This is a genomic window from Pseudomonas sp. NPDC085632, from assembly GCF_044541255.1.
GTDB lineage: Bacteria > Pseudomonadota > Gammaproteobacteria > Pseudomonadales > Pseudomonadaceae > Aquipseudomonas.
On record NZ_JBITSX010000001.1, the window covers coordinates 417079 to 443795 of the forward strand.

Sequence of the window (26717 nt, forward strand, 5' to 3'; positions counted from 1 at the left end):
ACAGAATTGTCCCGTGAGAGATTGATAGCCACCTAACGAAAGGTGCATGCTAGAGGGCTCGTTTGGGTCTTATATCATTCCGAATGATAGTTACCTTTGCTTCATTCGATTCGTGCCATCACACCCCGCCGAGCATCATCCGCCCATCTTCAATACATTGGCGGATGCATCCATGGAACAGTCACTCAAACATTTGCGCTTCCCGTTGGCCTTGTTGGCCGTACTGGTGATGAGCGCCTGCGGCAAGACTCCGGAGACTGCCGCCACCGCGCCTGCTGCCAAAGTCAGCGTGGCCAAGGTGCTGGAACAACCGGTAAACGAGTGGGACGAATTCACCGGGCGCCTCGAAGCACCGGAAACCGTTGAAATCCGTCCACGGGTCTCCGGCCAGATCGACGACGTCGCTTTCACTGAAGGCGCACTGGTCAAGAAAGGCGACCTGCTGTTCCAGATCGACCCGCGTCCGTTCCAGGCTGAGGTGCGCCGCCTCGAAGCACTGGTTGCCCAGTCCCGCGCCAACGCCACCCGCAGTGAGAACGAAGCCGGTCGCGGTGAGCGTCTGCGCGCCAGCAACGCCATTTCTGCCGAACTCGCCGACTCGCGTACCAGCGCCGCCCAAGAAGCCCGCGCCGCCGTCGGTGCCCTGCAAGCGCAACTGGACCTGGCCAAACTCAACCTCAGCTTCACCCGCGTCACCGCACCGATCAGTGGCCGCGTCAGCCGCGCCGAAATCACCGCCGGTAACCTGGTGACCGCCGACACCACCCCGCTGACCAGTGTGGTGTCTACCGACCGCGTTTATGCCTACTTCGATGCCGACGAGCGTGTGTTCCTCAAATACACCCAGCTCGCCCGGAACGGTCAGCGCGGTGCCACCACTCCGGTGTACATGGGCCTGTCCAATGAAGACGGCAACCCGCACCTCGGCCAGATGAACTTTGTCGACAACCAGGTCAACCCGAAAACCGGCACCATCCGTGGTCGCGCGGTGTTCGACAACAGCGATGGCACCTACACCCCGGGCCTGTACGCACGTCTGAAACTGGTCGGCAGCGGCACCTACAACGCCATGCTGATCAACGACGAAGCGGTCGGCACGGACCTGGGCAAGAAGTTCGTACTGGTCATGGATGCGGACAACAAAACCGCTTACCGCGCCGTCGAACTGGGTCCGAAAATCGAAGGCCTGCGCATCGTCCGTACCGGCCTGAACAAGGACGACACGATCATCGTCAAGGGTCTGCAACGGGTTCGTCCTGGCTCACCGGTCACCCCTGAAGTGGTGCCGATGGCCAGCGAACAAACGATCGCGGCACTCGCTCAACAACGTCAAGCGCTGGAAGCCAGCAACCTGCCCAAAGTCGCCCCTGCCAAAGGTGCGTCCGGTTCGGTTGTGAAGCTGGCTGCTACGACCCCACGCGGTTAAGGGACGACAACTCCGATGAATTTTTCCCAATTCTTCATTTCACGGCCGATCTTCGCAGCGGTGCTCTCGCTGTTGATCCTGATCGCCGGTGCGATCTCGCTGTTCCAGCTACCGATCAGCGAATACCCGGAAGTCGTGCCACCTACCGTGGTGGTACGTGCCAACTTCCCGGGCGCCAACCCTAAAGTCATCGGTGAAACCGTGGCTGCTCCGCTCGAGCAGGCCATCACCGGCGTCGAGAACATGCTGTACATGTCCTCGCAGTCGACCGCCGACGGCAAGATCACCCTGACCATCACCTTCGCCCTGGGCACTGACCTGGACAACGCGCAGGTGCAGGTGCAGAACCGGGTGACCCGTACCGAGCCGAAACTTCCAGAGGAAGTGACGCGTATCGGTATCACCGTCGACAAGGCCTCGCCCGACCTGACCATGGTTGTGCACTTGACCTCGCCGGACAAGCGCTACGACATGCTCTACCTGTCCAACTACGCGATCATCAACATCAAGGATGAGCTCGCTCGTCTGGGTGGTGTCGGTGACGTGCAGTTGTTCGGCATGGGCGACTACTCGCTGCGTGTCTGGCTCGACCCGAACAAGACCGCTTCGCGCAATCTGACCGCGACCGATGTAGTCACCGCGATCCGTGAGCAGAACCGTCAGGTGGCTGCCGGCCAACTCGGTGCGCCCCCTGCCCCGAATGCCCAGAGTTTCCAACTGTCGGTCAATACTCAGGGCCGTCTCGTCAGCGAAGAAGAGTTCGAGAACATCATCATTCGCGCAGGCGACAATGGTGAGATCACTCGTCTCAAAGACATCGCACGCGTTGAACTCGGTTCCAGTCAATACGCCCTGCGTTCGTTGCTGGACAACCAACCGGCGGTGGCCATCCCGATCTTCCAGCGCCCAGGCTCCAATGCCATCGACATCTCGAACGAAGTTCGCGGAAAGATGGACGAGCTGAAGAAAAACTTCCCGCAAGGCATGGATTACAGCATCGTCTATGACCCGACGATCTTCGTACGCGGCTCGATCGAGGCGGTGGTTCACACCCTCTTTGAAGCGCTGATTCTCGTGGTGCTGGTGGTGATCCTGTTCCTGCAAACCTGGCGCGCCTCGATCATTCCGTTGGTGGCGGTGCCGGTGTCGTTGATCGGTACGTTTGCGGTGATGCACCTGTTCGGCTTCTCGCTAAACGCGCTGTCGCTGTTCGGCTTGGTACTGGCGATCGGTATCGTGGTGGACGACGCCATCGTGGTGGTGGAGAACGTCGAGCGCAACATCGAACTCGGATTGAATCCGGTCGAAGCCACCAAGCGCGCCATGCGTGAAGTGACCGGCCCGATCGTTGCCACGGCTCTGGTGCTGTGTGCGGTGTTCATTCCGGCGGCGTTCATCTCGGGCCTCACCGGGCAGTTCTACAAACAGTTTGCACTGACTATTGCAATCTCGACGGTGATCTCGGCGTTCAACTCGCTGACCCTGTCGCCAGCACTGGCCGCTGTGTTGTTGAAAAGCCATGACGCGCCGAAAGACCGCTTCTCCAAGGCACTCGACAAGATCTTCGGTGGCTGGCTGTTCCGTCCGTTCAACCGCTTCTTCGACCGTGCCAGCCATGGTTACGTCGGTACGGTGGGCCGGGTTATCCGCAGCAGCGGCATCGCCCTTCTGCTCTACGCCGGTCTGATGGTGCTGACCTTCTTCGGTTTCGCCAACACCCCGACCGGTTTCGTACCTGGCCAGGACAAGCAATACCTCGTAGCTTTCGCGCAACTGCCGGACGCTTCGAGCCTGGATCGTACCGAAGACGTGATCAAGCGCATGTCCGACCTCGCGCTGAAACAGCCTGGCGTGGAAAGTGCGGTAGCGTTCCCGGGCCTGTCGATCAACGGCTTCACCAACAGCCCGAACGCCGGCATCGTCTTCGTGACCCTGAAACCGTTCGACGAGCGTAAAGACCCGAGCATGTCCGCCGGTGCAATCGCCGGTGCCTTGAACGGCCAATACGCGAACATTCAAGAAGCGTACATGGCGATCTTCCCGCCACCGCCGGTACAAGGTCTGGGCACCATTGGTGGTTTCCGCCTGCAAATCGAAGACCGGGGCAACCTGGGCTACGACGAGCTGTACAAAGAAACCATGAACATCATCAACAAGAGCCACAGTGTGCCGGAACTGGCGGGCCTGTTCACCAGCTACACCGTGAACGTGCCACAGGTCGATGCCGCCATCGACCGTGAAAAAGCCAAAACCCACGGTGTGGCCGTCAGCGACATCTTCGACACCCTGCAGATCTACCTGGGCTCGCTGTATGCCAACGACTTCAACCGTTTCGGGCGCACCTATCAGGTCAACGTTCAGGCTGAACAACAGTTCCGTCTCGAATCCGACCAGATCGGCCAGCTGAAAGTACGCAACAACAAAGGCGAAATGATCCCGCTGGCGACCTTCATCAAGGTCAGCGACACCTCGGGCCCGGATCGCGTGATGCACTACAACGGCTTCATCACCGCAGAAATCAACGGTGCGGCAGCTCCCGGTTACAGCTCCGGCCAGGCCGAGAAAGCCATCGAGAAACTACTGAAAGATGAACTGCCAAACGGCATGACCTACGAGTGGACCGACCTGACCTACCAGCAGATTCTGTCCGGCAACACCGCGCTGTTCGTGTTTCCGCTCTGCGTACTGCTGGCGTTCCTGGTGCTCGCCGCTCAATACGAAAGCTGGAGCCTGCCGCTGGCGGTGATCCTGATCGTACCGATGACCCTGCTGTCGGCCATCACTGGCGTGATCATCTCGGGCGGTGACAACAACATCTTCACCCAGATCGGCTTGATCGTACTGGTGGGACTTGCCTGTAAGAACGCGATTCTGATCGTCGAGTTCGCCAAGGACAAACAGGAAGAAGGCCTCAACCCGCTCGCTGCGGTACTGGAAGCCTGCCGTCTGCGTCTGCGGCCGATCCTGATGACCTCCTTCGCGTTCATCATGGGCGTGGTGCCACTGGTGTTCTCCAGCGGTGCCGGTGCCGAGATGCGTCACGCCATGGGTGTGGCAGTGTTCTCCGGGATGCTCGGGGTGACCTTCTTCGGTCTGTTGCTGACCCCCGTGTTCTACGTACTGATTCGTAACTTTGTCGAACGCGGCGAAGCCCGCAAAGCGGCCAAGGCCATGAAACTGGAGGCGCAACAATGAGTCTGAAAGTCTTCCTGCCGAGTCTGCTGGTGCTGGCCCTCAGTGCCTGCGCCGTCGGCCCCGACTACAAGACCCCAGCCACGGAGGCGGCCAACATCACGGCCGTCACCGACGGCGCCGCCGGGCAAAAGAACTTCGACCGTTCGAAATTCGAAGGGATCTGGTGGCAGCAATTCGACGATCCGACCCTCAACCAGTTGGTGACCCAATCGCTGCAAGGCAACCGTGAACTGCGCGTGGCGTTCGCCCGCTGGAAAGCCGCCCGCGCGATCCGCGACGATGCCAGCAACGATGCGATGCCGACCATCACCAGCCGCGCCAGCAGTGATCTGGCCAAAGGACAAATTCCCGGCCAGACCACCAACCGGGTCAACAGCGAACGCTATGACCTCGGTCTGGACATGGCCTGGGAGCTTGATCTGTTCGGGCGCATCCAGCGCAATCTGGAAGCCAGTGACGCCGACCAACAGGCCGCCGAAGCCGATCTTTACCAACTGCAAGTCACCATGATTGCCGAACTGGTGGACGCTTACGGCCAACTGCGTGGTGCCCAGCTGCGCGAGAAGATCGCCGTGGCTAACCTGAACAACCAGGTCGAGTCGCGCAAGATCACCATCAGCCTGCGTGATGCCGGCGTTGGCGATCAACTCGACGTCGAACGGGCCGATGCGCGTCTGGCCTCGGTCGAAGCCAGCGTGCCGCAATTGCAGGCAGAACAGGTTCGGCAGAAAAACCGTATCGCCACCCTGCTGGGCGAGCGTCCGGACAAGCTGACCGTCGATCTGAGTCCTAAAGACTTGCCGGCGATTGCCAAAGCCTTGCCGATCGGTGATCCGGGCGAACTCCTGCAACGTCGCCCGGACATCCTCAGCGCGGAACGCCAACTGGCTTCGGCCACGGCGCGCATAGGTGTGGCGAAAGCCGATCTGTTCCCACGGGTCAGCCTTAGCGGCTTCCTCGGCTGGACGGCCGGGCGCGGCTCGCAGATCGGTTCCTCGGCGGCCAACGCCTGGGCACTCGGCCCGAGCATCACCTGGGCCGCGTTCGACCTTGGCAGCGTGCGCGCCCGTTTGCGTGGCGCCGATGCCGATGCCGAAGGCGCCCTGGCGACTTACGAGCAACAAGTGCTGCTGGCACTGGAAGAGTCGGAAAACGCCTTCAGCGATTACGGCAAGCGTCAGCAACGCCTGATCTCGCTGATCCGTCAGAGCGAATCGAGCCGCAAGGCTGCCGACCTGGCTGAAATCCGCTATCGCGAAGGCACGACTGACTTCCTCGTGCTGCTCGACGCTCAACGTGAACGGTTGAATGCCGAAGACAGTCAGGCTCAGGCCGAAGTCGACCTGTATCGCGGCATCGTTGCGATCTACAAGGCCCTCGGCGGCGGCTGGCAACCGGAGACAGTGGCCAGCAAGTAATCGATTGTTAAAGAGCTCCTTTGGTTGGCCGCAACCAACCAAATTTTTTGCCCCGCGTATCATTCGGTCGCGGGGCTTTTTTTTGTGCCTCGAAAATCCCCCCTCTTCTGTAAGGGATCAGTTTTCCAGGACGGTGACAGTGGCTGTGGTGCCTGCACGCAAGCGGGTCTTGCCGGCATAGTCGCCATCAATGTCGATCCGCACCGGTACTCGCTGTGCCAGTTTTACCCACGTGTAACTCGGGTTGATGTTGGCCAGTAACCGACTTCCCGGGGCGTTTTCCCGGTCGGCGATGGCGAAGGCAATGCTCTGCACCGTGCCCCCGAAGGTCTCCCCACTCATTAATTGCACGCGTACCCGAGCGCCCTCTGTAATTCGCGGCAATTTGGTTTCTTCGAAATAACCACTGATGTAGAACGAATCACTGTCGACCAGCGCCAACAACGCGCCACCGGCCACCGCGTAATCGCCCTCACGGGTCAGCAGGTTGGTGACATAGCCGCTCACCGGGGACTCGACGCGGGTGCGCTGCAAGTCCAGTTCGGCCTGAGTCATCGCGGCAATCGCCAACTGCACGTTGGCTTCGGCCAGGCCGAGATTGGCCTGATTACGTAGAAGATCCGCCTGGGCCACCGCCACATCGGTACTGGATTTCTCCCACTCTTCCCCGGAAATCGCAAAACCCTGCTTGAGCGTACGCCGCCGGCGCTCTTCGCTTTGCCGCTGCTTGAGCAAGGCTTCACTGGCAACGATGGCCGCTTGCGACTGGCCCAGTGTTGCCTTGGCGACTTCCACTGAACGTCGCGAATGCTCCACCGCCAACCTGTAACGCGCCGGGTCGATCTCCATCAACAGTTGCCCCTTGTCGACATGCTGGTTGTCCTGCACGGCCAGACTGACAATGCGCCCCGAGACATCCGCCGACAACGTCACCACATCTGCTCTGACCCGGGCATCGCGAGTCCATGGTGCGCGGGTGTAATGCTCCCAGGCGAACCAGCCGAGCACGATCGCCAGCAGCACCACTGCCAATGTGATCAATCGCGTGAATAACATTTTCAAGGCATCAGCCTCCCATCAGCAGAATCAGCGTGGCACAGACGCAGGCATACAAGGCGCCTTCGAACAGCGCTTCATGCCAGACCAGGCGCAGCACACCCAGACGCCGCAACCCCCAGTCGAGCAGCATGAATATCGGTATGGCCAACAATAGCGCCTGGGCAATGGGCGGCAGGTAGGCACCGCCAATCTCGAAATCAATGGGCAAGGGCTGCTTCTCCTTCCGGGACGGAACGCTGGATGGTGTCACCGTGGCGCTGCAGGAACGACACAACGATCAACAGGGCCACGCGCATGCGAAACAACGACCACACATGCTCATGACTGGCGACGTGCAGTTCATCCAGTTCGTCGCCCAGTGTCTGCAGCGTGGTCAGCAGTGGCGCCAATTGCACATCCTGACGCCCTGCGACGAAACGCCCGGTTTTGTGCACGGCCGAAGCCAGACGCTGATTGAAGGTGTCTGTCAGCAGCGCATTGTTGTGCGCCTGCTGACGCAGCTGATGCATCGCCACACCCAGCGCAACGCACGCCAGGCTGATTTCGTACAGTTGCTGCATCGCGCGGCTATTCACCGCCGGCAGCAGGCCGAGCATGCTGGTCAGGCGATCCACCATGCGGCTTTCAAAGGCGAACTGTTGTTCATCGGTCGCCGCGGTTTTGCTCAGCGCATACACCTGCTCGCGCGCTTCTTTATACAAACGGCGAAGGCGCCATGCCGGGCGAAACGGGAAAATCCACGCATAAACGATCAGGGCGAGCATGGCCGCACTGACGTAGGCTCCGGCGAATTCGAACCATTGAATCGCCGTGTTCTGCCCGGTACCGACATTCTGCGGGCCGAGCATCAGGAAACTCGACAACCCCAGCCCCATGCCGATGCCCGCCGTCGCCGGGCTGGCCAGACCAATTGCGATCACATACAGCAGCGGCGCCAGCAGTAATGCCAACAGTTCGAAATCACTGACCGCCGGCACCAGCATGAATTGATAGAACGCCGAGACCACCAGCGCCAGCCCCAAGCCTCGTGCATAACTCTGCGCGGCTATCAGTGGACGCGGGAAAGTAGCCATCAGCGAGCAGAGGATTCCCACCAGAATCATCCCGCCCCGCGCACCGTCCCACGCGGTTTCGATCCAGATCAACCCGGCCACCAGCAACGCAGTGAAAGCGCGGACCGCATTCATCGACGCCAGAGTAAAATCCAGATGCAGCGGGCTGACCTGACCACGATAGAGGCAACTGGCCTCGCGCCCTTCCTGGATGGCATCGCTCAATTCGAGGATCTGCTCGAGTTGCTGCAACAGCCGCGCTTGCTCCCAGCGCAACGCCCAGGCCAGTGAACGCAACGTGGCGCTCATGTCTTCAGTCAGTTGTTCGGCCTGATAAGCGAGAGCCTCGAATTGTTGCTGCAGCGTGATAAACCGGTGACGTGTGGGCTCGGGCAGCGATCGCCCCTGCTCCGCCAACTGATCGAGAAGCTCCAGTTCGTCCGCACGCAGTCGCTGGATGTCCAGCGGCAGATCACCCTCCCAACGTTCGGTGAGCAATTCGCGCTGATGGCGCAGCGCGGTCAATCGCGAGGTCAACAGCATCAGTTGATTACCCAGCAGCAGCACCAGATGGTTGGCGCTGCGTAATCGTGGCGCATCGAAATACAAATGCCGGCGCAGACCTTCAAGGGCACTGATCTCGCCGAGCAATTGCATTTGCCGACGCTGGAAATCGGCCTCGCTTTCTTCCGTGCGAAGCACCGCCGCTGCATGACTGGCGGCCAGTTTGATCACTTGATCGACTTTGGCGAAATACCCCTTGGCCACCGCTTGCGGGCGCGCTGTCAGCAGGCTGACGACACACACGCACGCCACGGCCAGCAAGGTTTCGGTCACGCGGGTAACCGCCAGTAAAAACGTACCGTCCTGATCCGGAATCGCCAGCAACGCCACCACCACGGCAGTGTAACCACTGAGCACAAATGCTTGAGAGCTGGTGTAGCGCAGCAACGTACCGCCTGCCGTGCACAGCGCCAGCCACAGTGCCAGAGTGGCAATGAATGGCAGCGGTGCCTGAGGAAAAATGGCCATGATCAACACCGCCACCGCCGCCCCGAGGGTCGTACCGATCACCTGGCCGAAACTGCGCGCCAGCGCCATCCCGGCCAACGGCTGGCTGACGATGACCACCGCCATGATCGACCATTTCGGCTGATCGAGATCGAACAAGAACGCCAGATACAGCGTCAGCAACCCCGCCACAATGGTTCGCAGGGCAAACAGCAGAGCGGGTTGACCGGGGTGGATCACGGCCTTGAAGTAATTGAACAGGGCTTGCATGGGCACACTCATCGAAGCGACTTCTGCAAGCGTAGACACTGCATCGAAAGCCTGACGGGTAACTGAGTCGACGCGCCTTGTAGGGCGATTCGCATGCACAGGGTTTGACTCGTGGCCCGAGCTGACCGAAGCTTGCCGCTCTGCTCAAGAACGCCTGTTTCGGAAACCTGCATGCCTCAGTCTCGCCGCTACCTGCTTATCAGCCTGGGCCTTGTGCTTGTCATCATCGTGGCGTGGTTATCTGTGCGCAGTACCGTCCCGGTCATACCCGATGCGATCAAACACGGTTACAGCGAAGCGCTGAATGCCGCCCGCACCGGCGAGCCGGGCGCGGCGCGTCAGCTGTATCAGCAACTGGGCCGTCCGGACATCTCGATCAAGCGTCGCGTGTGGCTGCATGGTGAACTGCCGAATTACCCGAGCCCGCAAGCATTGAAACTGGCTGACACTGACCTACAGAACGAAGCCCCCGCAGTGCGGCTGGCGGCGATCAAAAGCGTGGTGGGACTGGTGCCAGGCGGGCAACGCAGCCTGTTGCTCGGGCCAATGCTCGAGGATGAAGATCAAACCGTGCGCTTTGCCGCCATCAACGCCCTGCTCGGCTTGACCCCGGATGAACTGGGTCTGTATTTCGCGCCATTGCAACAAGCAATCGACGGCTGGGAACAAACGCTCAAGGCCCAACCGGAAAGCGCCGCCAACTACGCGCAACTCGCCCGACTGCATCTACACAACGCCGAACTCAAGGAGGCGCAGGTCGCACTCGACAATACCCTGCGCCTGGAACCCGGCAATCTGCAGGCGCTGGTGATGCAGATCGATGTCCTCGATCGCCAGGGCCAAACCGACGCCGCCCGGCAAGTGCTGGGCCAGCAACTCAAGGCGCAACCTGATTCTGCCTATTTGCAACATGCCCTGGGTCTCTGGTTGCTGCACCACGATCAACGGGAATACGCCCTGCTCGGTTTGTCCAAAGCCGTCGAGCTGGAACCCGATAACAAGGATTACCGCTACGACCTCGCTACCACCCTGCACAGCGCCGAAGAACTGGATGCGGCACAAAAGCAATTGCAGGAAATCGTCCAGCGCCACCCCGCTGACCGCAAAGCGCGGGTCTTGTTGATCAACTACTGGAAAGAAAGCGGTCAATTGCAGAATGTGCAGATCCTGTTGGCGCAGCTGGAGCAGCTCAATCCAGATGATCCGGCGTTGCAGCAGGGCCTCTGACCCACTTTCGACAGCTCGCTCGACACATCTCGCAAGGAATTTCGGAACTGCCTTCACGCCAAAGGGTCAAGTTAATCAGGCCGCTCGATTCTCCCGGCGGCCTCACTTCCCCTAGTCATGAGAGGGCATTATTTGTCTACTTCTAACGAGTTGATCAGTGCGAAAGCCGCTACCGGCATTGTAGGTCTGGACGACATCCTGGCCGGTGGCTTGTCTCGCGGTCATGTTTTCTTGCTGGAGGGTGAACCCGGTACCGGCAAAACCACGGTCGCTTTGCATTTTCTCCTGGCCGGCGCGAAAGCCGGCGAACGCTCGTTGTACATCACGCTCTCGGAAACCGAGCGTGAATTAAGGCAAGGGGCGCTGTCCCACGGCTGGACGCTGGATGACAACATCAAGATCTTTGAGCTTACGCCTCCGGAAAGCCTGCTCAATGCCGAGCACCAGCAGAGCCTGCTGTACTCCTCCGACCTGGAACTGGGCGAAGCCACCAAGCAGATTTTCGAAGCGGTTGAACGCTTCAAACCTACGCGTGTGGTGCTCGACAGCCTGTCGGAGATCCGCTTGCTGGCACAGAGCTCGCTGCGTTATCGCCGGCAGATTCTGGCCATCAAGCATTACTTCGTGCGCTATAACGCCACCGTGCTGCTGCTCGACGACCTGACCACCGAATCCCTCGACAAAACCGTGCACAGCGTGGCACACGGGGTGATTCGCCTCGAAGAACTGACGCCCAACTACGGCGCCGAGCGGCGACGCGTGCGGGTGGTCAAGTACCGAGGACAAAAGTATCGCGGCGGTTTCCACGACTTCACCATCATGGGCGACGGCGTGCATGTGTTCCCACGGCTGGTGGCGGCTGAACACCGCGGCGAATACGCGCGCTTGCAGTTGACCAGCGGCATCCCGGAAATGGACGCCCTGCTCGGCGGCGGCATCGAGACCGGTTCCAGCACTCTGATCCTTGGCCCTGCCGGTACTGGCAAGTCGCTGATCTCGATGATTTTTGCCGCCGCTGCCGTGGGCCGTGGCGAAAAGGCCGCGTTGTTTATCTTCGATGAAGAACTCGGCCTGCTGTTCGAGCGTATGAACAACATCGGTATCGACCTCAAAGCGCTGCAAGCCACCGGCAATCTGTTGATCGAACAAGTCGACGCCGCTGAACTGTCACCGGGCGAGTTCTCCCATCGCGTGCGTCGCTGCGTCGATGAAGGTCAAATCAAAACCGTAGTCATCGACAGCATCAACGGCTATCAAGCAGCCATGCCGGAAGAAAACGCGCTGGTGCTGCACATGCACGAGTTGCTGCTGTACCTCAACCGCAAAGGCGCGGCGACGTTCATGACGGTCGCCCAGCATGGCCTGGTCGGCGATATGCAAGCGCCGGTCGACATTACTTATCTGGCTGACACGGTGATTCTGTTGCGCTACTTCGAAGCACTGGGCAAAGTCCGCCGCGCGATCTCGATCATCAAGAAACGCACCGGCAGCCACGAATCGACCATTCGTGAATACCGCATTTCCACGCAAGGCATGACCATCGGCGAACCGCTGGAAGCCTTTCAGGGCGTGCTGCGCGGCGTCCCCACCTACCTCGGCGCGAGCAACCCGTTGTTGCGGGAAGAGAAGTTGTGACGGTCCAGGTGCCGCTGGCCGAACGGGCGCTGATTCTGGCGCCCGTGGGTCGCGACAGCCAGATTGCGCTGATGATCCTCAACGAGGCCGGTTACGAAGGAATGGTCACCCCCGGTCTGGGGTCGTTGTGTACGGAACTCGAGCTGGGTGCCGGTCTGGTGCTGGTCGCTGCCGAAGCCTTGCGCGGGCCGGAACTGGAAGCGCTGTTCCTGCATCTGGAACAGCAACCTGCCTGGTCGGATCTGCCGATTGTGCTGTTGACCCATCACGGCGGTCAGGAACAAGGCCCCTCATCACGCTTGAGCGATCTGCTGGGCAACGTGACATTTCTTGAGCGACCGTTTCATCCGGCGACACTGGTCAGTATGGTCTCGGCCGCGTTGCGCGGCCGACGACGACAATACGAGGCTCGCGATCGGCTGATCGACCTGAGCGAAAGCGAACGGCGCCTGCAATCGACGCTGGAAACCCTTGAGCAACAGGTCGAGGAGCGCACCGCGCAACTGCGCCACAATGAAGAAGCGCTGCGTCAATCGCAGAAAATGGAAGCAGTCGGCCAGCTCACTGGCGGTATCGCCCACGACTTCAACAACATGCTGACCGGCATCATCGGCAGCCTCGAGTTGCTGCGTCGGCGTCTGGCCCGTGGACGTCTGGATGACCTCGACAGCCTGATTGATCTGGGCGTGACTTCGGCCAACCGCGCGGCGAGCCTCACTCACCGTCTGCTGGCGTTCTCGCGCCGGCAATCGCTCGATTCAAAAGCCGTGCAGATGAACACGCTCGTGCTGTCGATGGGTGAACTGCTGCAACGCAGCCTCAACGAAAGCATCCAACTGGACATGCGCCTCAATGACAAGCTGTGGGTAGCAGAGGCCGACCCCAATCAACTGGAAAGCGCCCTGCTCAACCTGGTGATCAATGCCCGCGATGCCATGCCCGACGGCGGCAAACTGGTGGTCGAGACCAGCAATCAGGTGCTCAAGCGCGAATTCACCGAGGCCTACAGCAATCTCGAACCCGGTGATTACGTGATGCTCAGCGTCACCGACAACGGCAGCGGCATGCCACAAAGTGTCATCAACCGCGCGTTCGATCCCTTCTTCACTACCAAACCGATTGGCCAGGGCACCGGCCTCGGCCTGTCGATGATCTACGGGTTCAGCAAGCAGTCACGTGGCCATGTCTCCATTCACAGCGAGATCGATGAGGGCACCACGGTCAAACTTTATCTGCCGCGCTTTCGCGGCGAAGAACTGTCCAGTCCAGACTCCGCTATTCAACAAGCCCCGGATGCGCTGGACGGCGAAACCGTGCTGATCGTCGAAGACGACCCGGCCGTGCGCGTGCTGGTCTGCGCGGTGCTTGGGGAATTGGGTTATGCCTTCGTCGAAGCCTGGGATGCCGACAGCGCCGTGCCGATTCTGAATTCGACGCAGCGTATCGATCTGCTGATCAGCGATGTCGGCCTGCCGGGCATGAACGGCCGGCAACTGGCGGAGGTTGGTCGACAGTATCGGCCAGGGCTGAAGGTTCTGTTTATCACCGGATACGCCGAGCACGCGGCTGTGCGTGGCGGGTTCCTCGATTCAGGGATGCAGATGATCACCAAACCGTTCACTTTCGACCTGCTGACCGCCAAGGTGCGGGAGATGATCAAAAGCTGAAACGCTGAAACTGTAGGAGCTGCCGAAGGCTGCGATCTTTTGATCTTGTTTTTAACGATCAACATCAAAAGATCGCAGCCTGCGGTAGCTCCTACACAGATATCAGGCGAGCAGTTCCTGAATCTTTTCCTGCAACACATCCAGATCGAACGGTTTTTCCAGGATCGGCGCCTTGCGTGTGATCGGGCTGCCGGTTTCGCGGATTTCCTGCGGATAACCGCTGATGAAAATCACCTTCAAGTCCGGGCGCAATTTGACGGCCGGTTCAGCGATCTGCACGCCGGAGATCCCGCCGGGCAAGCGGAAGTCGGTGATCAACATGTCCAGATGCGGCTTGCTCGCCAGAATCTCGAACGCCTGCTCGCCGTTTTCGGCCTGCAACACGCGATACCCCTGCCCTGACAAGTAATCCGTCAGGACCATCAAGATAACCGGTTCGTCCTCGACGACGAGTACTACATCTTGTGCATCTACGCTCATGGGAAGCCTTTGTTCGGTCAATAGCTGCTGATACGACCGTACGGTCAATCAGAGGTTGCGTCGGATGTGCCGTTTTCCTGAATTGGCAGACAAACGCGAAACTGGGCGCCTTCGTTGATTTCACTCTCGACGACGATGGAGCCGCCATGGGCGGCGACGATCTGCTCGGAAATGAACAGACCCAGCCCGAGCCCGGCCACTACCGTCTTGGCGGAAACCCGTTCGAACTGTTGGAAAATACGTTTCTGGTTCTCTTGGCTGATGCCGATGCCACGGTCCTGCACCTCGACCCGCGCCTCATCACCTTCACGGTAAACACGCACCTGAATCGGGCTCCGACCGCCGTAACGCAGGGCGTTGGTCAGCAAATTGGTGACCACCTGCTCGATGCGGAACTCATCCCAGTTACCTTCGACCGGCGCTGGCGCGGTGAACGACACTTCAGTTTCAGCAGCATCGATCTGTGCCGCGAAGTTTTGCAGAAGATTACTCACCAGTTGTACCAGATCGAAACGGCTCGGCCGGATCGACAACTTGCCGGTGCGAATGCGCGAGACGTCGAGCATGTCTTCGATCAGGCGGATCAGGCTTTTGATCTGCCGTTCATCGCGGTCGACCATGGCGTGCATCTTGTCGAGGGTGAACGCCGCAGCGTTGTCGCGGGCCAGGTGCATCTTGCGCAGTTGGGTTTCCAGTATCAGACCATTGAGCGGCGTGCGCACTTCATGGGCGACGATGGACATGAAGTCATCGCGCATGCGCACCGCCTGCTCCAGTTCCAACTGGGTGCTTTGCAGTTGTTGCAACAGCGCTTCCTGCTCGCGGCGGGCCTGCTCCAGCGCTTCGAGCTGTTGTTTCATCGCCTTGCTCTGGCGGTACAGATCGACGAAGACGTTGACCTTGCTCTTCACCGCATGGATATCCAGCGGCTTGTGCAGAAAGTCCACCGCCCCGCTCTCGTAACCCTTGAACGCGTAATTGAGTTCACGGCCGGCGGCGCTGACGAAAATGATCGGGATGTTCTTGGTTTTCTCGGTGCCGCGCATCAACTCGGCGAGTTCGAAGCCGTTCATGCCCGGCATCTGCACGTCGAGGATGGCCATGGCGAATTCGTGTTGCAGCAGCAACGACAGCGCCTCGTCCGCCGACAACGCTTTATAGACGGTACGGTCTTCACGCTTGATCAGCGCTTCGAGCGCCAGCAGGTTCTCCGGCAGATCGTCGACGATCAGCAGTTTGGCTTGGATATTACTCAGCATGCGATTCGTTCCAGCTCGACAAGCAGACGGCCGATGCCGTGAATGGGTAGGACATGATCCGGCTGCTGAATTTTCAGTGCAGCCCGGGGCATGGTGGCGACTTGCGCCTCTTCGGGATCCTGAACGATGGTCAAACCGCCGCAGCGCTTGACTTCGGCCAGCCCTCGCGCGCCATCGTGATTGGCGCCGGTCAGCAATACGGCGGCCAGTGAGGAACCGTAAGCGTCGGCGGCCGACTCAAACAGATAGTCGATCGAAGGCCGGGAATAATGCACGCGGTCCTCAAGACTCAGCGAAAGGCTGCGATCCTGCTCGACCGACAGGTGATAACCCGGGGTCGCGAAGTACACATTGCCAGCGACAATGTCCTGTTTGTCCGCCGCCTCGTGCACCGGCATGTCCACGCGGCGGGCGAAGACTTCGGCCAATTGACTGCGGCGCTCTTCAGGCAGATGCAGGACAACAATGATCGGCAACCCATAGCCCCGGCGCAGCGGCACGAGCAGGCTCAGCAGCGCCTCAACGCCACCGGCGGAAGCACCGACCACAATCGCCTCGACGCGAGGTAAATCCACGGCCTCGTTCATGTTTTGCGATAAATCCGTTCTTGTTTCACCAGCGCTTCGAACTGGTTGGCATAACTGGAAAAATCCAGCGTCTCTTTACTGCCGAGCACCAGAAAGCCGCGATGGCAAAGCGATTCATGGAACAAGCCAAACGCCCGATCCTGCAGCTTCTTGTTGAAATAGATCAGCACGTTGCGGCAGGAGATCAATTGGGTTTCGGAGAACACACTGTCGGTTGCCAGACTGTGGTCGGCGAAGGTCACGTTCTCGCACAGGCTCTTGTCGAAAATCGCGTAACCGTACGCAGCAGTGTAGTAGTCGGCAAACGATCGCTGACCACCGGCCTGCTGATAATTGGCCGTGTACGCACGAACATTCTCCATCGAGAAAATCCCTTGCTTGGCCTTGTCCAGCGAGCGCGGGTTGATATCGGTGGCATAAATGATCGTGCGATCGAGCAAGCCCTCTTCGCGCAGCAGAATCGCCATCGAATAGACCTCCTCGCCCGTGCTGCACCCGGCGATCCAGATCTTGATCGACGGATAGGTGCGCAGCAACGGCACCACCTCCTTGCGAATCGCGAGAAAATGCGACGGATCACGAAACATCTCGCTGACCGGGATCGTCAGCAGTTGCAGCAATTGCATGAATGCCGTCGGGTCATGCAGGACTTTTTCCTGCAATGCCGAAATGGTCGCGCACTCGAACTGACTCAGCGCATGCTGCACCCGGCGCTTGATCGAAGCGCCGGAGTAATCGCGAAAATCGTAGCTGTACTTGAGGTAAATCGCCTCAATCAACAAGCGCAGTTCGATTTCACTGTTTCGTTCGGCTGGCGTACTGCTTTCCACTAAATGCGTTCCATCTTCGGTAACCACACGCGAATCAGCGAGAACAGGCGATCCAGGTCAATGGGCTTGGCCAGGTAATCATTGGCGCCCGCCTGCAGGCAGCGCTCCTGATCGTCCTTCATGGCCTTGGCCGTCACCGCGATGATCGGCAGCTTGCGCCAGCGCGGATCCTTGCGGATTTCAATGGTGGCTTCGAAACCGTCCATTTCCGGCATCATCACGTCCATCAACACCAGATCGATGTCCTCGACTTCATTGAGTCTTTCAATCGCCTCACGACCGTTACGGCCGATCACCACGACTGCACCTTTGGTCTCCAGCGCACTGGTGAGGGCGAAAATGTTGCGCACATCGTCGTCCACCAGCAGCACCTTGCGACCCTCGAAGACCTTGTCGCGGCTGCGCGCGGTCTTGAGCATCTTCTGCCGTTCATGGGACAACTGCGATTCGACTTTGTGCAGAAAGAGTGTGACCTCATCCAGCAAACGCTCAGGCGAGCGTGCGCCCTTGATGATGATCGAGCGCGAATACTTGCGCAGTTCGGCTTCTTCATCGCGAGTCAGGTTGCGCCCGGTGTAGATAATGACTGGCGGGAACGAGCAAATGTCCTCGGTGGACATGCGCTTGAGCAGGTCATTGCCAAGCATGTCCGGCAATTTCAGGTCGATGACCATGCAGTCGTAGATCGTTGTGCGCAGCAGCTCCAAAGCGTCCTGCGCAAGACCGACGGCGGTAATTTCGATGTCTTCGTCGCCGATCAGCCGGGCAATGCTTTCACGTTGCAAATCGTCATCTTCAACCAACAGCACGCGTTTGACCTTTTGCGTCAGTTTGGCTTCGAGGCGGGCGAACACGTCCTTGAGCTCTTCGCGGGTGGTCGGTTTGACCGCATACCCGATCGCGCCCATGTGCATGGCCGCTTCAACGCGGTCTTCGACGGAAATCACATGCACCGGGATGTGCCGGGTTTCGGCGTGTTCTTTCAGGCGTTGCAGCACGGTCAGGCCAGAGTGATCCGGCAGGCGCATGTCCAACAGGATGGCGTCCGGCACAAACTCTTTCGCCAGGTCATAACCCTCGTCCGCGCCATGGGCCACCAGACACTGATAGCCGAGCTCGTGCGCGAGATCGTAAAGGATGTGCGCAAAGTTCGGCTCGTCTTCCACCACCAGAATGCAGCGCGTGGCGAATGGCGCCTTGTTGCGGTCATCGGCGAAGCGCGGGATGTGTACCGGTGCCAACGGCGAAACCACCGGCGCCACGGGTGCGCTGACCATCGTGGCTGGCGGCGTGAAGGTCAACGGTGCGAACGGTACGTCGCTGGACTCGTCGAACTGCTGCGGCAACACCAGCGTGAACACACTGCCCTGCCCCGGCGCGCTGCTGACGCTGATCGAACCGCCGAGCAAGGTCGCCAGATCCCGCGAAATCGACAGGCCCAGTCCGGTGCCGCCGTATTTGCGGTTGGTGGTGCCGTCGGCCTGGCGGAACGCCTCGAAAATGCTTTCCTGCTGATCGACAGCAATACCGATACCTGAATCACGCACGATAAACGCAATCCGGTCTTCCGGCTGGCCGGCGATGGTCAGGCTGACGGTGCCCTTTTCGGTGAACTTGATGGCGTTGGACAGCAGGTTCTTGATCACCTGCTCCAGACGCTGACGGTCGGTGTACAGCATGCCCGGCGCGCCAGGCTGCAAATCGACACTGAAGCTCAGCTGTTTGTCCGCGGCCAAAGGCTCGAAGACATTACGCAGCCCCTCGGCCAGACGCGCGACACTGGTATTTTCGGCAATCACTTCAAGCTTGCCTGCCTCGACCTTGGAGATATCCAGAATGTCGTTGATCAGGTTGAGCAGATCGTTGCCGGCGGAGTAGATCGACTCGGCAAACTTGACCTGCTCGGCGCTGAGGTTGTCCTGCGGGTTTTCTGCCAGCAGCTTGGCCAGAATCAGCGAACTGTTCAGCGGCGTGCGCAGTTCGTGGGACATGTTGGCGAGGAATTCGGACTTGTACTTGCTCGAGCGCTGCAACTCTTCGGCGCGTTCTTCGAGCTGTACTTGGGCCTGGTTGAGTTCGGTATTCTTCAGGTCCATGGCGTCGCGCTGCTCGGCCAGGGTCTGCGCCTGCTCGGCAAGCTGCTCGTTGGTCTGCTCCAGTTCGACTTGCTGGGTTTCCAGATGCGCCTGGGATTCCTTGAGAATCCGCGACTGCTCTTCCAGTTCTTCGTTGGCGGTTTTCAGCTCTTCCTGCTGCACCTGCAACTCTTCATTGAGCTGCTGGGTTTCGGCCAGCACTTCCTGCAGGCGCTGGCGATAGCGCGCGGCTTCGATGGACGTACCGATGTTGGCGGCAATCAGCTCCAGCAGTTCGATATCGCGATCATTGAGCGGGCGCAGGAAACCCAGTTCGATCACACCATTGACCCGATCGTCATCGCTGGTGGGCACCACCAGCACACTGTGCGGCAAGCCTTCGCCCAGCCCGGAGCTGACTTTGAAGTAGTCGGACGGCACGGAATCGAGACGAATCAACCGCGCCTGTTGCGCCACTTGGCCAACGATGCCTTCGCCGCTGTAGATCGACTGATCCTGTTCTTCCTGCTCGCGGGAGAAACCGTAAGTGGCCACTCGCTTGAGGCCGCCGTGCTCTTCACGGACATATAGCGCAGCCACGGCGGTGCCCAGGTATTGCGCGCAGAACTGCAGGATATTGCGCCCCAGCAGATTCAGCGTCAGTTGCCCCAGCACCTGCTCGGCCAGTTCGGTCTGACCATTACGCAACCACGCCTGTTGTTCCAGACGCTCGGCACTGGCTTGTTGAGCGTCCAGCGTGGCGCTGTAGCTGTCGGAAAGATTGACCAGGTCACGACGGCCGATATAAGCCAGCAAACCACTGATACCGGCGATGAAGATGAGGTAGAGGCTGATGCTCCAGATCGTGGTGCGGCGCACCTCTTCATTGCGCGTGGTGCGCAGAACCTGTTCGGTTTCGATGACATCTTCGAATTGCTTGCGGATTTCGTCAGTCAGGCGCTTGCCGCGTCCGGCCTTGACCGCACCCCTGTAGTCGCCGCTAGAGCGCTGCAGATCGATCATCGACTGTGCGTAATTGGCCCACTCAATCTGCAAGGCTTGCAGACGGCGCAGACGATCGGTTTGCACCGGGTTGTCAGCGGTCAGTTCGAGCAAGGTATTGAGGGCCACCGTGATGCGCGGCTTGGCCGTTTCGTACGGATCGAGGAAGTGCTCGTCGCCGCTGAGCAGAAAACCACGCATGCCGGTTTCCAAGTCCACGGTGAGCTTCACCGCTTCGTTGGCGTTATTGATCACCCGGTCGGTGTGCTCCACCCACTGGATCACCGACAGCAGGTAAGTAATCAGCGACACGAAAAACACGGCACTGAGCACACCGACGCCCAAGGGCAGACTGATGTTGCGACTCAGGAGTTTGCGAAACCGTTGCTCATCAACCGTAGACGGAGAGGACATGGGGCAGCCTTGTCGAACTGTTGAAAAATAGGCAGTTTGCCCCAAAACGGCGGCATGGATCCATTTTTCTCACACCTTTCGCAGCAAATTCCTACGCACGCTGGCACGTTTGCAGGCTTGAACAGTTATCCTTGCGGCTCCCTCTGCGGCTATGCTTTTTTTGCGTCGGGCGGGGAACTTGTGGCACTGCGCCACTTACTGATGAAAGAGCCCGGCACTTTTGATCGACCGGCGACCCTGAACTGACTTTTGAGAGCCTTATTATGTCTACCCCCGCCTCCACCATCCTTGTCGTAGAAGACGACAACATCGTGCGCATGTTGATCGTCGATGTGCTGGAGGAATTGGAGTTCACGGTGCTTGAAGCGGATGGTGGCGAACAGGCTCTGGAAAAGCTCAACGATTCGAGTCTGCACATTGACCTGATGATGACCGACGTTGGTCTGCCGGGCATGGATGGCCGTGAACTGGCGACCGAAGCACGCAAGCTACGTCCCGCCCTGCCGATTTTGTTTGCCAGCGGTTATGCCGAATCCATTGACGTGCCTAAAGACATGCATGTCATCGGCAAGCCATTTTCGATTGATCAGTTACGCGACAAAGTAAAAAGTATTATCCAGTAACACAGCCTTTTATTGCGCCCCTTCAAACAATGACGAAGGGGTATCGCTGCCCGCCTCCACAGCGCAAACTGCCTGACTTTATTAACAGCCGAACAATGCACTTACATAGCAGCGCTTGATGAACAACACATAACAAATGAGGATATCCGACACATCAGACAAACGGATTTCTCATGAACATCACAAATATAAACTGGACCACCCATAAAGATTTTTCGAATCCAGCTCGCCACACTCAACTTGACCACGCCGAACGCCTGGAAGTTATATACAAATTAAAACAGCGCAATAACACAACCGGATCGTCACAGGCGATATCTCTGGCCGGCGCCTCCATTACACTCGAATCCGGTTCTACACTTGAAGCCGCTTTGCAACCTGGCAGGAAAATGTTGCAAAACCTGTGCGAGCAAGAAGCCTTCAAAAAACTTTCGGCCACTTTGCAACTTCCTGACCGTTCGGAGTTTTCAGTAACCGCCGCAGGGGAAATACACGCAAAACACGCTGGCAGTACCGTTCAATTTGCCAACGTATACAAACTTGCACCCAGCCTCAAAGATGATCTTTTGACGCTGTACGAAATGGCCGAATTTACCGGGGGAAGCATTTCCCTGTCTGAACAAATCGAACTGGAACAATGGCTCAAGTTTCATGACTTCTTCATCCCCCAAACTGCCACTGAATGTTCCAGCCTGACAACATTTTTGATGCAACCGGCCATAGTGACACCGCCGCTCGGCAACTATTGGGAAATGATCAAGTCTGGAGTCGACAACTCGGTCACGCTTTCTGCAGATCAACGTAGTGCGTTCCGTTTATTCATTACCAGTTACATGCAGGGGCAGTCGCTACTGGAGCGCCTTTCGCACAGCATCTTTGGCGAGCAGTCGACACCCTTCAAACGCGATGAAGCTGAACACACGCTCGAACGACTGGTTTCCAGCCCCATTGCGCTTCAATGGGCCAATACCTTTATCCAGGATCTGGGTTGGTACGGCGCGCGAGACCATCAGCCGCAACCAGACGAATCGCTCAAGCAGGTGATGCTGACGGCTCTGCTGCTCGACCTTCATCCTCGAATCGGTGAACCAGAGCCGCGTAATCAGGTGGCAGGTTTCGATTTATACGCCGTCGAGCACATTGAGAAATCCTTCGCTGACGTTCAGACGGCATTCGAACAGCACCTCATCCAGCATCACCGGATCAGCAAAAAAAATGCAGCATTGGCCGCTCACTTGTTACTCGCCGAGGCTGCGCCGGAATTTCTGGTGAAAGATCTACCAGCGACCCTGGCTTTGGGGACCCCGCAATGGGTCGAGTTCTGCCGAACCGTTGCAGTGCAGGAAACCCTCGCGCCGGGATCGACACGTTCGATGACCTATACCCGGTTGCACCAACTGTCGAAGCAGGCTGCAGTTTCCGGATTCCACAAGACAATCGATGCACTCGCGGCAGGAGACGCTGTGATTGATTGGGCGTTACTCAACAAGATCATCACGCCGGATGAGATAGCGAAATCCATCCCGGACGTCCTTGAAAAAGCGTCCAGTGCTTACGAACGGGTTGCCAGGACACTGGCCGAGACGGCCAACACACTGGTCCGCCCATTGCCTACCCGCAGAAGTATCTCGCTGGACATCCTCAAGCAGGTCGCCAAAGGGTGCAACTATCTGGAACATGACGTCATGTTTCAGAAGAACAATGTGGCGTGGGTGGATGCCTTTGGCGACCGGGCTTATCTATCGCCTGTGGAACTGCACATGTCCAATGACCTGGCAACCCGGGAATGGGACGTGAGGAAAGGAGAAAGCATGTACACCGCGTTTCCTCGCATGCTGCCGAATCTGATTGCGCCTGACGGAGAGTTTCACCGGCAGTTCAATCGCGATTACCTCAAGCATATGAAGGCAATGGGTACACACTTGAAGCAAGCGTTTTGCGCGATGCCCATTGCCGATAGAACGCGCTTGCTCAAAGGCAAGGTGACGATTTTCAGTCTCAGACCCTCCGTCGCGAAACTCCAGACGCTCACCAATCTACCCACCAATCCAATATCGTCGACCCTTTACTCTATCTTCGGTACCACCTCACGCAAACCGACGGAAAGCCATAAAGAAATAGAGGAGTCGATGGGTCGCTATGGTGTCGTCCTCTGTAGCGAATTCGAAGACCGGATGACCTGTTACGAACTTTTCACTTTGCATGGCACCTGTCGCGAGAATCGTCAGTTGGCAGCGCTGATTGAAAAAGAAAACCTGCTGAGTACCAGCGTGCGCAGCAATGCAACAGGCTACTCGCTGCCGGCAACAGTGCATTCACTGCCGACCAACATCGAGTGTTATACCCATGGAGTTCCGCCTGGCCTCATCGAAGCCAGTTCGGGCGTGATTGATAAAATCGGTCAGTTGCCGGTGTCTGCTGCCCCTGAGGAAATCAAAGGCTACTACCAGAGTTTCTACTCAACCGAATTCGACGCCTTGGCGAATTTCGTACTCAAGCACCGACCGATCGCCACCTATGACGAGTTGGTCAGAGAATGTTGGGGACAGACTCGCCTGGAAGCTGTGCGCGCAAAACGGGAAGCGGATCTGGATACCTTTCTCAATTTCGTGGTGCCCTTCAAATCCTGTATCGAAGACTTGAGTTCGGACGACGTTGAGCGACAAGTCCAAGGGGCCGGGGCATGTGCGCTGGAAGCGGCGATGACTGTTTTGCTGGTGGTCGGTGCCGTTGCCCAGGTTGTCAGCCTCGTTGCCAAAACCATGACCGTGGCCACCAAAGCCAGCGCGCTGGCAAAAGTGGGGCTGGGGTTGGTCAATAATGTGTTCAACCCGCTGGACGGCGTACCTGATCTGCTGTTCAAGGGCGGAAAACTGTTACGCAAGGGATTCAATAAAGGTTTCACCCAACTGGAAAATGTGTTGTCCGATGCCCGTAAATGGTCGGCACCCACCCCGCAACGCCACTGGGTCGCGGTGATTGATACAGACACCATTCGCCTCGCAGACTGGCGGCCTGCAAACGCGTCTGAGGACCTCTTTCAGGTCTGGTCCGCACGACACAATGATGAATGGTTCGCGCTGAACACACGCGGTCAGGCCTGGGGACCGGCGTTGAAAAACATCAAGCCGCGAGAAAAATTCTCATTCTTCAGGTTATTCAAACGAGCGACGCCTTTCAGTTATACAAAAGCGTACTTGAAAAAAGCCACGCCCCTTGCTCAGAGCAAACTGGACAACACACTCCAGTTACTGTCAGAGATCGACAATGACGACGTTCGGTCCATCGTCAAATACGTTTTCGGCACGAATGCGGACGAAGCCATCAATTACGTGAGCAGGAATTTGCGGGCAATGCGCAAGGATCTCGGATCGCTGGGCCCACACCATATGTCTTTCCGCCAACGTGGCACCGATACACTCGCCGCGTTGAAAACCACAACTTATAAACACTGGAAAGCCAGTCTTGATGCGGGCACACAGGTGGATGACAGCGCGACGAAATTCCTGGCGATCTATCCTGACAACCTGGATGAGTGGTACCAGGTAGCCAAGTATGACGATGCCCGAATTGGCGATGTTCTCGTCCACGAAATATCCCATGGCACGCCAGGCACACTTGATTTCTACTACGGAGAAGTCCGAGCCGGCATCACACCCGCAGAATACGATGCGTCAGGCTTGATGGAGTTCGCGCGAAACGCTCGCAAGGCACACCCAAAGAACCTGGCCAACCCTCACCACGCATTTGCGAACCTTGCAGACTTCGAAGAGTTTGAGGCAAACCTCAACAAGTGGCCGAAACTCGTGCAAGACCACCCCGCATTGCTCAATGCCGAATCCTATTCAGTGGCCGTTTCACTGATCGATCAGTACCGGACTCATCCGGACATATTTGTGTCTAACCTTGCCACTCTTCGACATGCCATAGACGGTACAGACGCGGGCAAGTTTCTGGAAAGGCCGCTCTTGCTCAATCTGGCACACCCGAAACGCTAACGTCGGTTTGCGCAGGATGCCGAGCCGCGGTATTGAGGGATAGTGTTCACAATCGGGCGCACACCCCACCCCTGTGGTTTAATTGCGCCCTTTTTTACCCCTCGTCGCTGTGAAGGAATGTTGTCCATGATTCAACCCGCCGCCACCAAAGTCCTGGTCATCGGATACGTCTGGCCAGAGCCGCGCTCCTCAGCGGCGAGCGGGCACGTCATGCAGATCCTCGAAACATTCCTTCAACAAGGCTGGGAAATTACTTTCAGTAGCCCGGCCGGCCCAGGCGAGCACAAGGCGGATCTTGCCGCACTCGGCATCCGCGAAGTCGCTATCGAACTCAACAACAGCAGCTTTGATCACTTCATCAGCGAACTGGCCCCGGACATCGTTTTGTTCGACCAGTTCATGATGGAGGAGCAGTTCGGCTGGCGCGTTGAAAAACACTGCCCTCAGGCCCTGCGCGTACTGGAAACGTCCGACTTGCAAAGTCTGCGGCATGCGCGTCATCAGCGACTCAAGTCTCGCCTCAAGGTCAATCCGGACCAGAATGATTTCAGTGATGTTTTTGCCCCCGCCCTGCGCGACGAGTTCGAACTGATGGCCGAAACCGATCTGGCCAAACGCGAAATTGCCGCGCTGTTTCGATGCGATCTGAACCTGATGATCTCCGAAGTGGAAATTCAATTGTTGATCGAACAGTTCGGCCTGCCTCAGCAGTTGCTGCACTGGTGTCCGTTAATGATCGATCCGCCTGCGCCCGCACCTGGCACATTTGCAGACAGGGCAAACTTCTTGAGCATCGGCAACTTCCGTCATGCGCCTAACTGGGATGCCGTGCTATGGATGAAAACCACGATCTGGCCGCTGATTCGCCAACAATTGCCCCGGGCACAACTGCACATCTACGGCGCCTACACGCCGCCGAAAGCCACGGCGCTGCATAACGCCAGCGAAGGTTTCCACATCATGAACTGGGCCGAAGATGCGTTGCAGGTCATGTCTGCCGCGCGAGTGTGCCTGGCACCTTTGCGCTTTGGGGCCGGGATCAAGGGGAAACTGGTCGATGCCATGCTGTGCGGCACCCCCAGCGTCACCACACCGGTTGGCGCCGAAGGCATGCACGGCGATCAGACCTGGCCGGGCTTTGTGACGAGCAGCGCAGTCGAGTTCGCCAACAATGCCGTTGCGCTTTACCAGGAGGAGACGCGTTGGCAGGAGGCGCGTCTGGCGGGATATACGCTGCTGAGTCAACGCTACTCACAGTCAGTACATGGTTTGGCATTGATAGAAAAACTGCGTTATTGCCAACAAGACTTACAAAACCTCAGAGCCAAAAACTTCATTGGCAGCATGCTTCGTCATCACTCGCACAAAAGCACTCAATACATGGCTCAATGGATCGAAGTTAAAAACCGACACGCCCAGCAAATACCAGACATATAACCAAACCCTTCTACACGACTTGCATTAAAAGCCAACTTTGCGGACAACCCGA

17 protein-coding genes are annotated in these 26717 nt (G+C 58.2%); 9 read left to right on the forward strand and 8 right to left on the reverse strand.

The window, feature by feature from the left end; genetic code table 11:
• Nucleotides 1-172 precede the first annotated feature (172 nt).
• The 3 genes from mexE to ACIF4X_RS01750 are packed head-to-tail and all read left to right on the forward strand — an operon-like array spanning nucleotide 173 to nucleotide 6039.
• The gene (mexE, locus tag ACIF4X_RS01740; protein WP_122600450.1) at nucleotides 173-1426 is read left to right on the forward strand and encodes a multidrug efflux RND transporter periplasmic adaptor subunit MexE; all 1254 of its coding nucleotides are present in this window, start codon (nucleotides 173-175) and stop codon (nucleotides 1424-1426) included.
• A 15-nt stretch (nucleotides 1427-1441) separates the two neighbouring features.
• Nucleotides 1442-4621 carry an efflux RND transporter permease subunit gene (locus tag ACIF4X_RS01745; protein WP_397480677.1) on the forward strand — a complete coding sequence of 1060 codons (3180 nt, stop codon included), beginning with the start codon at nucleotides 1442-1444 and terminating at the stop codon, nucleotides 4619-4621.
• Nucleotides 4618-6039 carry an efflux transporter outer membrane subunit gene (locus ACIF4X_RS01750; protein ID WP_397480678.1) on the forward strand — a complete coding sequence of 474 codons (1422 nt, stop codon included), beginning with the start codon at nucleotides 4618-4620 and terminating at the stop codon, nucleotides 6037-6039. Before ACIF4X_RS01745 ends, ACIF4X_RS01750 begins: the two co-directional genes overlap by 4 nt.
• Nucleotides 6040-6156: 117 nt before the next feature.
• Here ACIF4X_RS01750 and ACIF4X_RS01755 read toward each other — a convergent pair whose 3' ends face one another.
• The 3 genes from ACIF4X_RS01755 to ACIF4X_RS01765 are packed head-to-tail and all read right to left on the reverse strand — an operon-like array spanning nucleotide 6157 to nucleotide 9431.
• The gene (locus tag ACIF4X_RS01755; protein WP_397480715.1) at nucleotides 6157-7095 is read right to left on the reverse strand and encodes a biotin/lipoyl-binding protein; all 939 of its coding nucleotides are present in this window, start codon (nucleotides 7093-7095) and stop codon (nucleotides 6157-6159) included.
• A gap of 10 nt (nucleotides 7096-7105) precedes the next feature.
• Nucleotides 7106-7306 carry a DUF1656 domain-containing protein gene (locus ACIF4X_RS01760; protein WP_397480679.1) on the reverse strand — a complete coding sequence of 67 codons (201 nt, stop codon included), beginning with the start codon at nucleotides 7304-7306 and terminating at the stop codon, nucleotides 7106-7108.
• Nucleotides 7296-9431: an FUSC family protein gene (locus tag ACIF4X_RS01765; RefSeq protein ID WP_397480680.1), complete on the reverse strand. Its 2136-nt coding sequence runs from the start codon at nucleotides 9429-9431 to the stop codon at nucleotides 7296-7298. Before ACIF4X_RS01765 ends, ACIF4X_RS01760 begins: the two co-directional genes overlap by 11 nt.
• Before the next feature lie 171 nt (nucleotides 9432-9602).
• Between ACIF4X_RS01765 and ACIF4X_RS01770 the strand changes: the two genes are divergently transcribed.
• From ACIF4X_RS01770 to ACIF4X_RS01780, 3 genes are all read left to right on the forward strand, one after another.
• Complete coding sequence (locus ACIF4X_RS01770) at nucleotides 9603-10658, forward strand: tetratricopeptide repeat protein (protein ID WP_397480681.1); 1056 nt, start codon at nucleotides 9603-9605, stop codon at nucleotides 10656-10658.
• Between the two features lie 132 nt (nucleotides 10659-10790).
• Nucleotides 10791-12293, forward strand: a complete 1503-nt coding sequence (locus tag ACIF4X_RS01775; RefSeq protein ID WP_397480682.1) for an ATPase domain-containing protein — start codon at nucleotides 10791-10793, stop codon at nucleotides 12291-12293.
• Entirely contained in the window at nucleotides 12290-13960 is a 1671-nt protein-coding gene (locus ACIF4X_RS01780; protein ID WP_397480683.1) for an ATP-binding protein, read from the forward strand. The genes ACIF4X_RS01775 and ACIF4X_RS01780 overlap by 4 nt, the downstream gene beginning before the upstream one ends.
• Nucleotides 13961-14062: 102 nt before the next feature.
• Here ACIF4X_RS01780 and ACIF4X_RS01785 read toward each other — a convergent pair whose 3' ends face one another.
• From ACIF4X_RS01785 to ACIF4X_RS01805, 5 genes are read right to left on the reverse strand one after another with little or no spacing between them, the layout of a single operon-like run.
• Nucleotides 14063-14440 carry a response regulator gene (locus ACIF4X_RS01785; protein WP_003225116.1) on the reverse strand — a complete coding sequence of 126 codons (378 nt, stop codon included), beginning with the start codon at nucleotides 14438-14440 and terminating at the stop codon, nucleotides 14063-14065.
• Between the two features lie 44 nt (nucleotides 14441-14484).
• The gene (locus ACIF4X_RS01790; RefSeq protein ID WP_397480684.1) at nucleotides 14485-15699 is read right to left on the reverse strand and encodes an ATP-binding protein; all 1215 of its coding nucleotides are present in this window, start codon (nucleotides 15697-15699) and stop codon (nucleotides 14485-14487) included.
• Nucleotides 15693-16286, reverse strand: a complete 594-nt coding sequence (locus ACIF4X_RS01795) for a chemotaxis protein CheB (RefSeq protein WP_397480685.1) — start codon at nucleotides 16284-16286, stop codon at nucleotides 15693-15695. Before ACIF4X_RS01795 ends, ACIF4X_RS01790 begins: the two co-directional genes overlap by 7 nt.
• Entirely contained in the window at nucleotides 16283-17116 is an 834-nt protein-coding gene (locus tag ACIF4X_RS01800; protein ID WP_397480686.1) for a CheR family methyltransferase, read from the reverse strand. The genes ACIF4X_RS01795 and ACIF4X_RS01800 overlap by 4 nt, the downstream gene beginning before the upstream one ends.
• A complete protein-coding gene (locus tag ACIF4X_RS01805; RefSeq protein ID WP_397480687.1) occupies nucleotides 17116-20607 on the reverse strand; it encodes a response regulator in 3492 nt (1163 codons plus the stop codon). The genes ACIF4X_RS01800 and ACIF4X_RS01805 overlap by 1 nt, the downstream gene beginning before the upstream one ends.
• A gap of 263 nt (nucleotides 20608-20870) precedes the next feature.
• Here ACIF4X_RS01805 and ACIF4X_RS01810 point away from each other — a divergent pair, with 263 nt between their 5' ends.
• From ACIF4X_RS01810 to ACIF4X_RS01820, 3 genes are all read left to right on the forward strand, one after another.
• Nucleotides 20871-21230, forward strand: a complete 360-nt coding sequence (locus ACIF4X_RS01810) for a response regulator (protein WP_397480688.1) — start codon at nucleotides 20871-20873, stop codon at nucleotides 21228-21230.
• A 173-nt stretch (nucleotides 21231-21403) separates the two neighbouring features.
• Nucleotides 21404-25228 carry a hypothetical protein gene (locus ACIF4X_RS01815; RefSeq protein ID WP_397480689.1) on the forward strand — a complete coding sequence of 1275 codons (3825 nt, stop codon included), beginning with the start codon at nucleotides 21404-21406 and terminating at the stop codon, nucleotides 25226-25228.
• 126 nt (nucleotides 25229-25354) lie between these two features.
• Nucleotides 25355-26665: a glycosyltransferase gene (locus ACIF4X_RS01820; protein ID WP_397480716.1), complete on the forward strand. Its 1311-nt coding sequence runs from the start codon at nucleotides 25355-25357 to the stop codon at nucleotides 26663-26665.
• The last annotated feature ends 52 nt before the right edge of the window (nucleotides 26666-26717 follow it).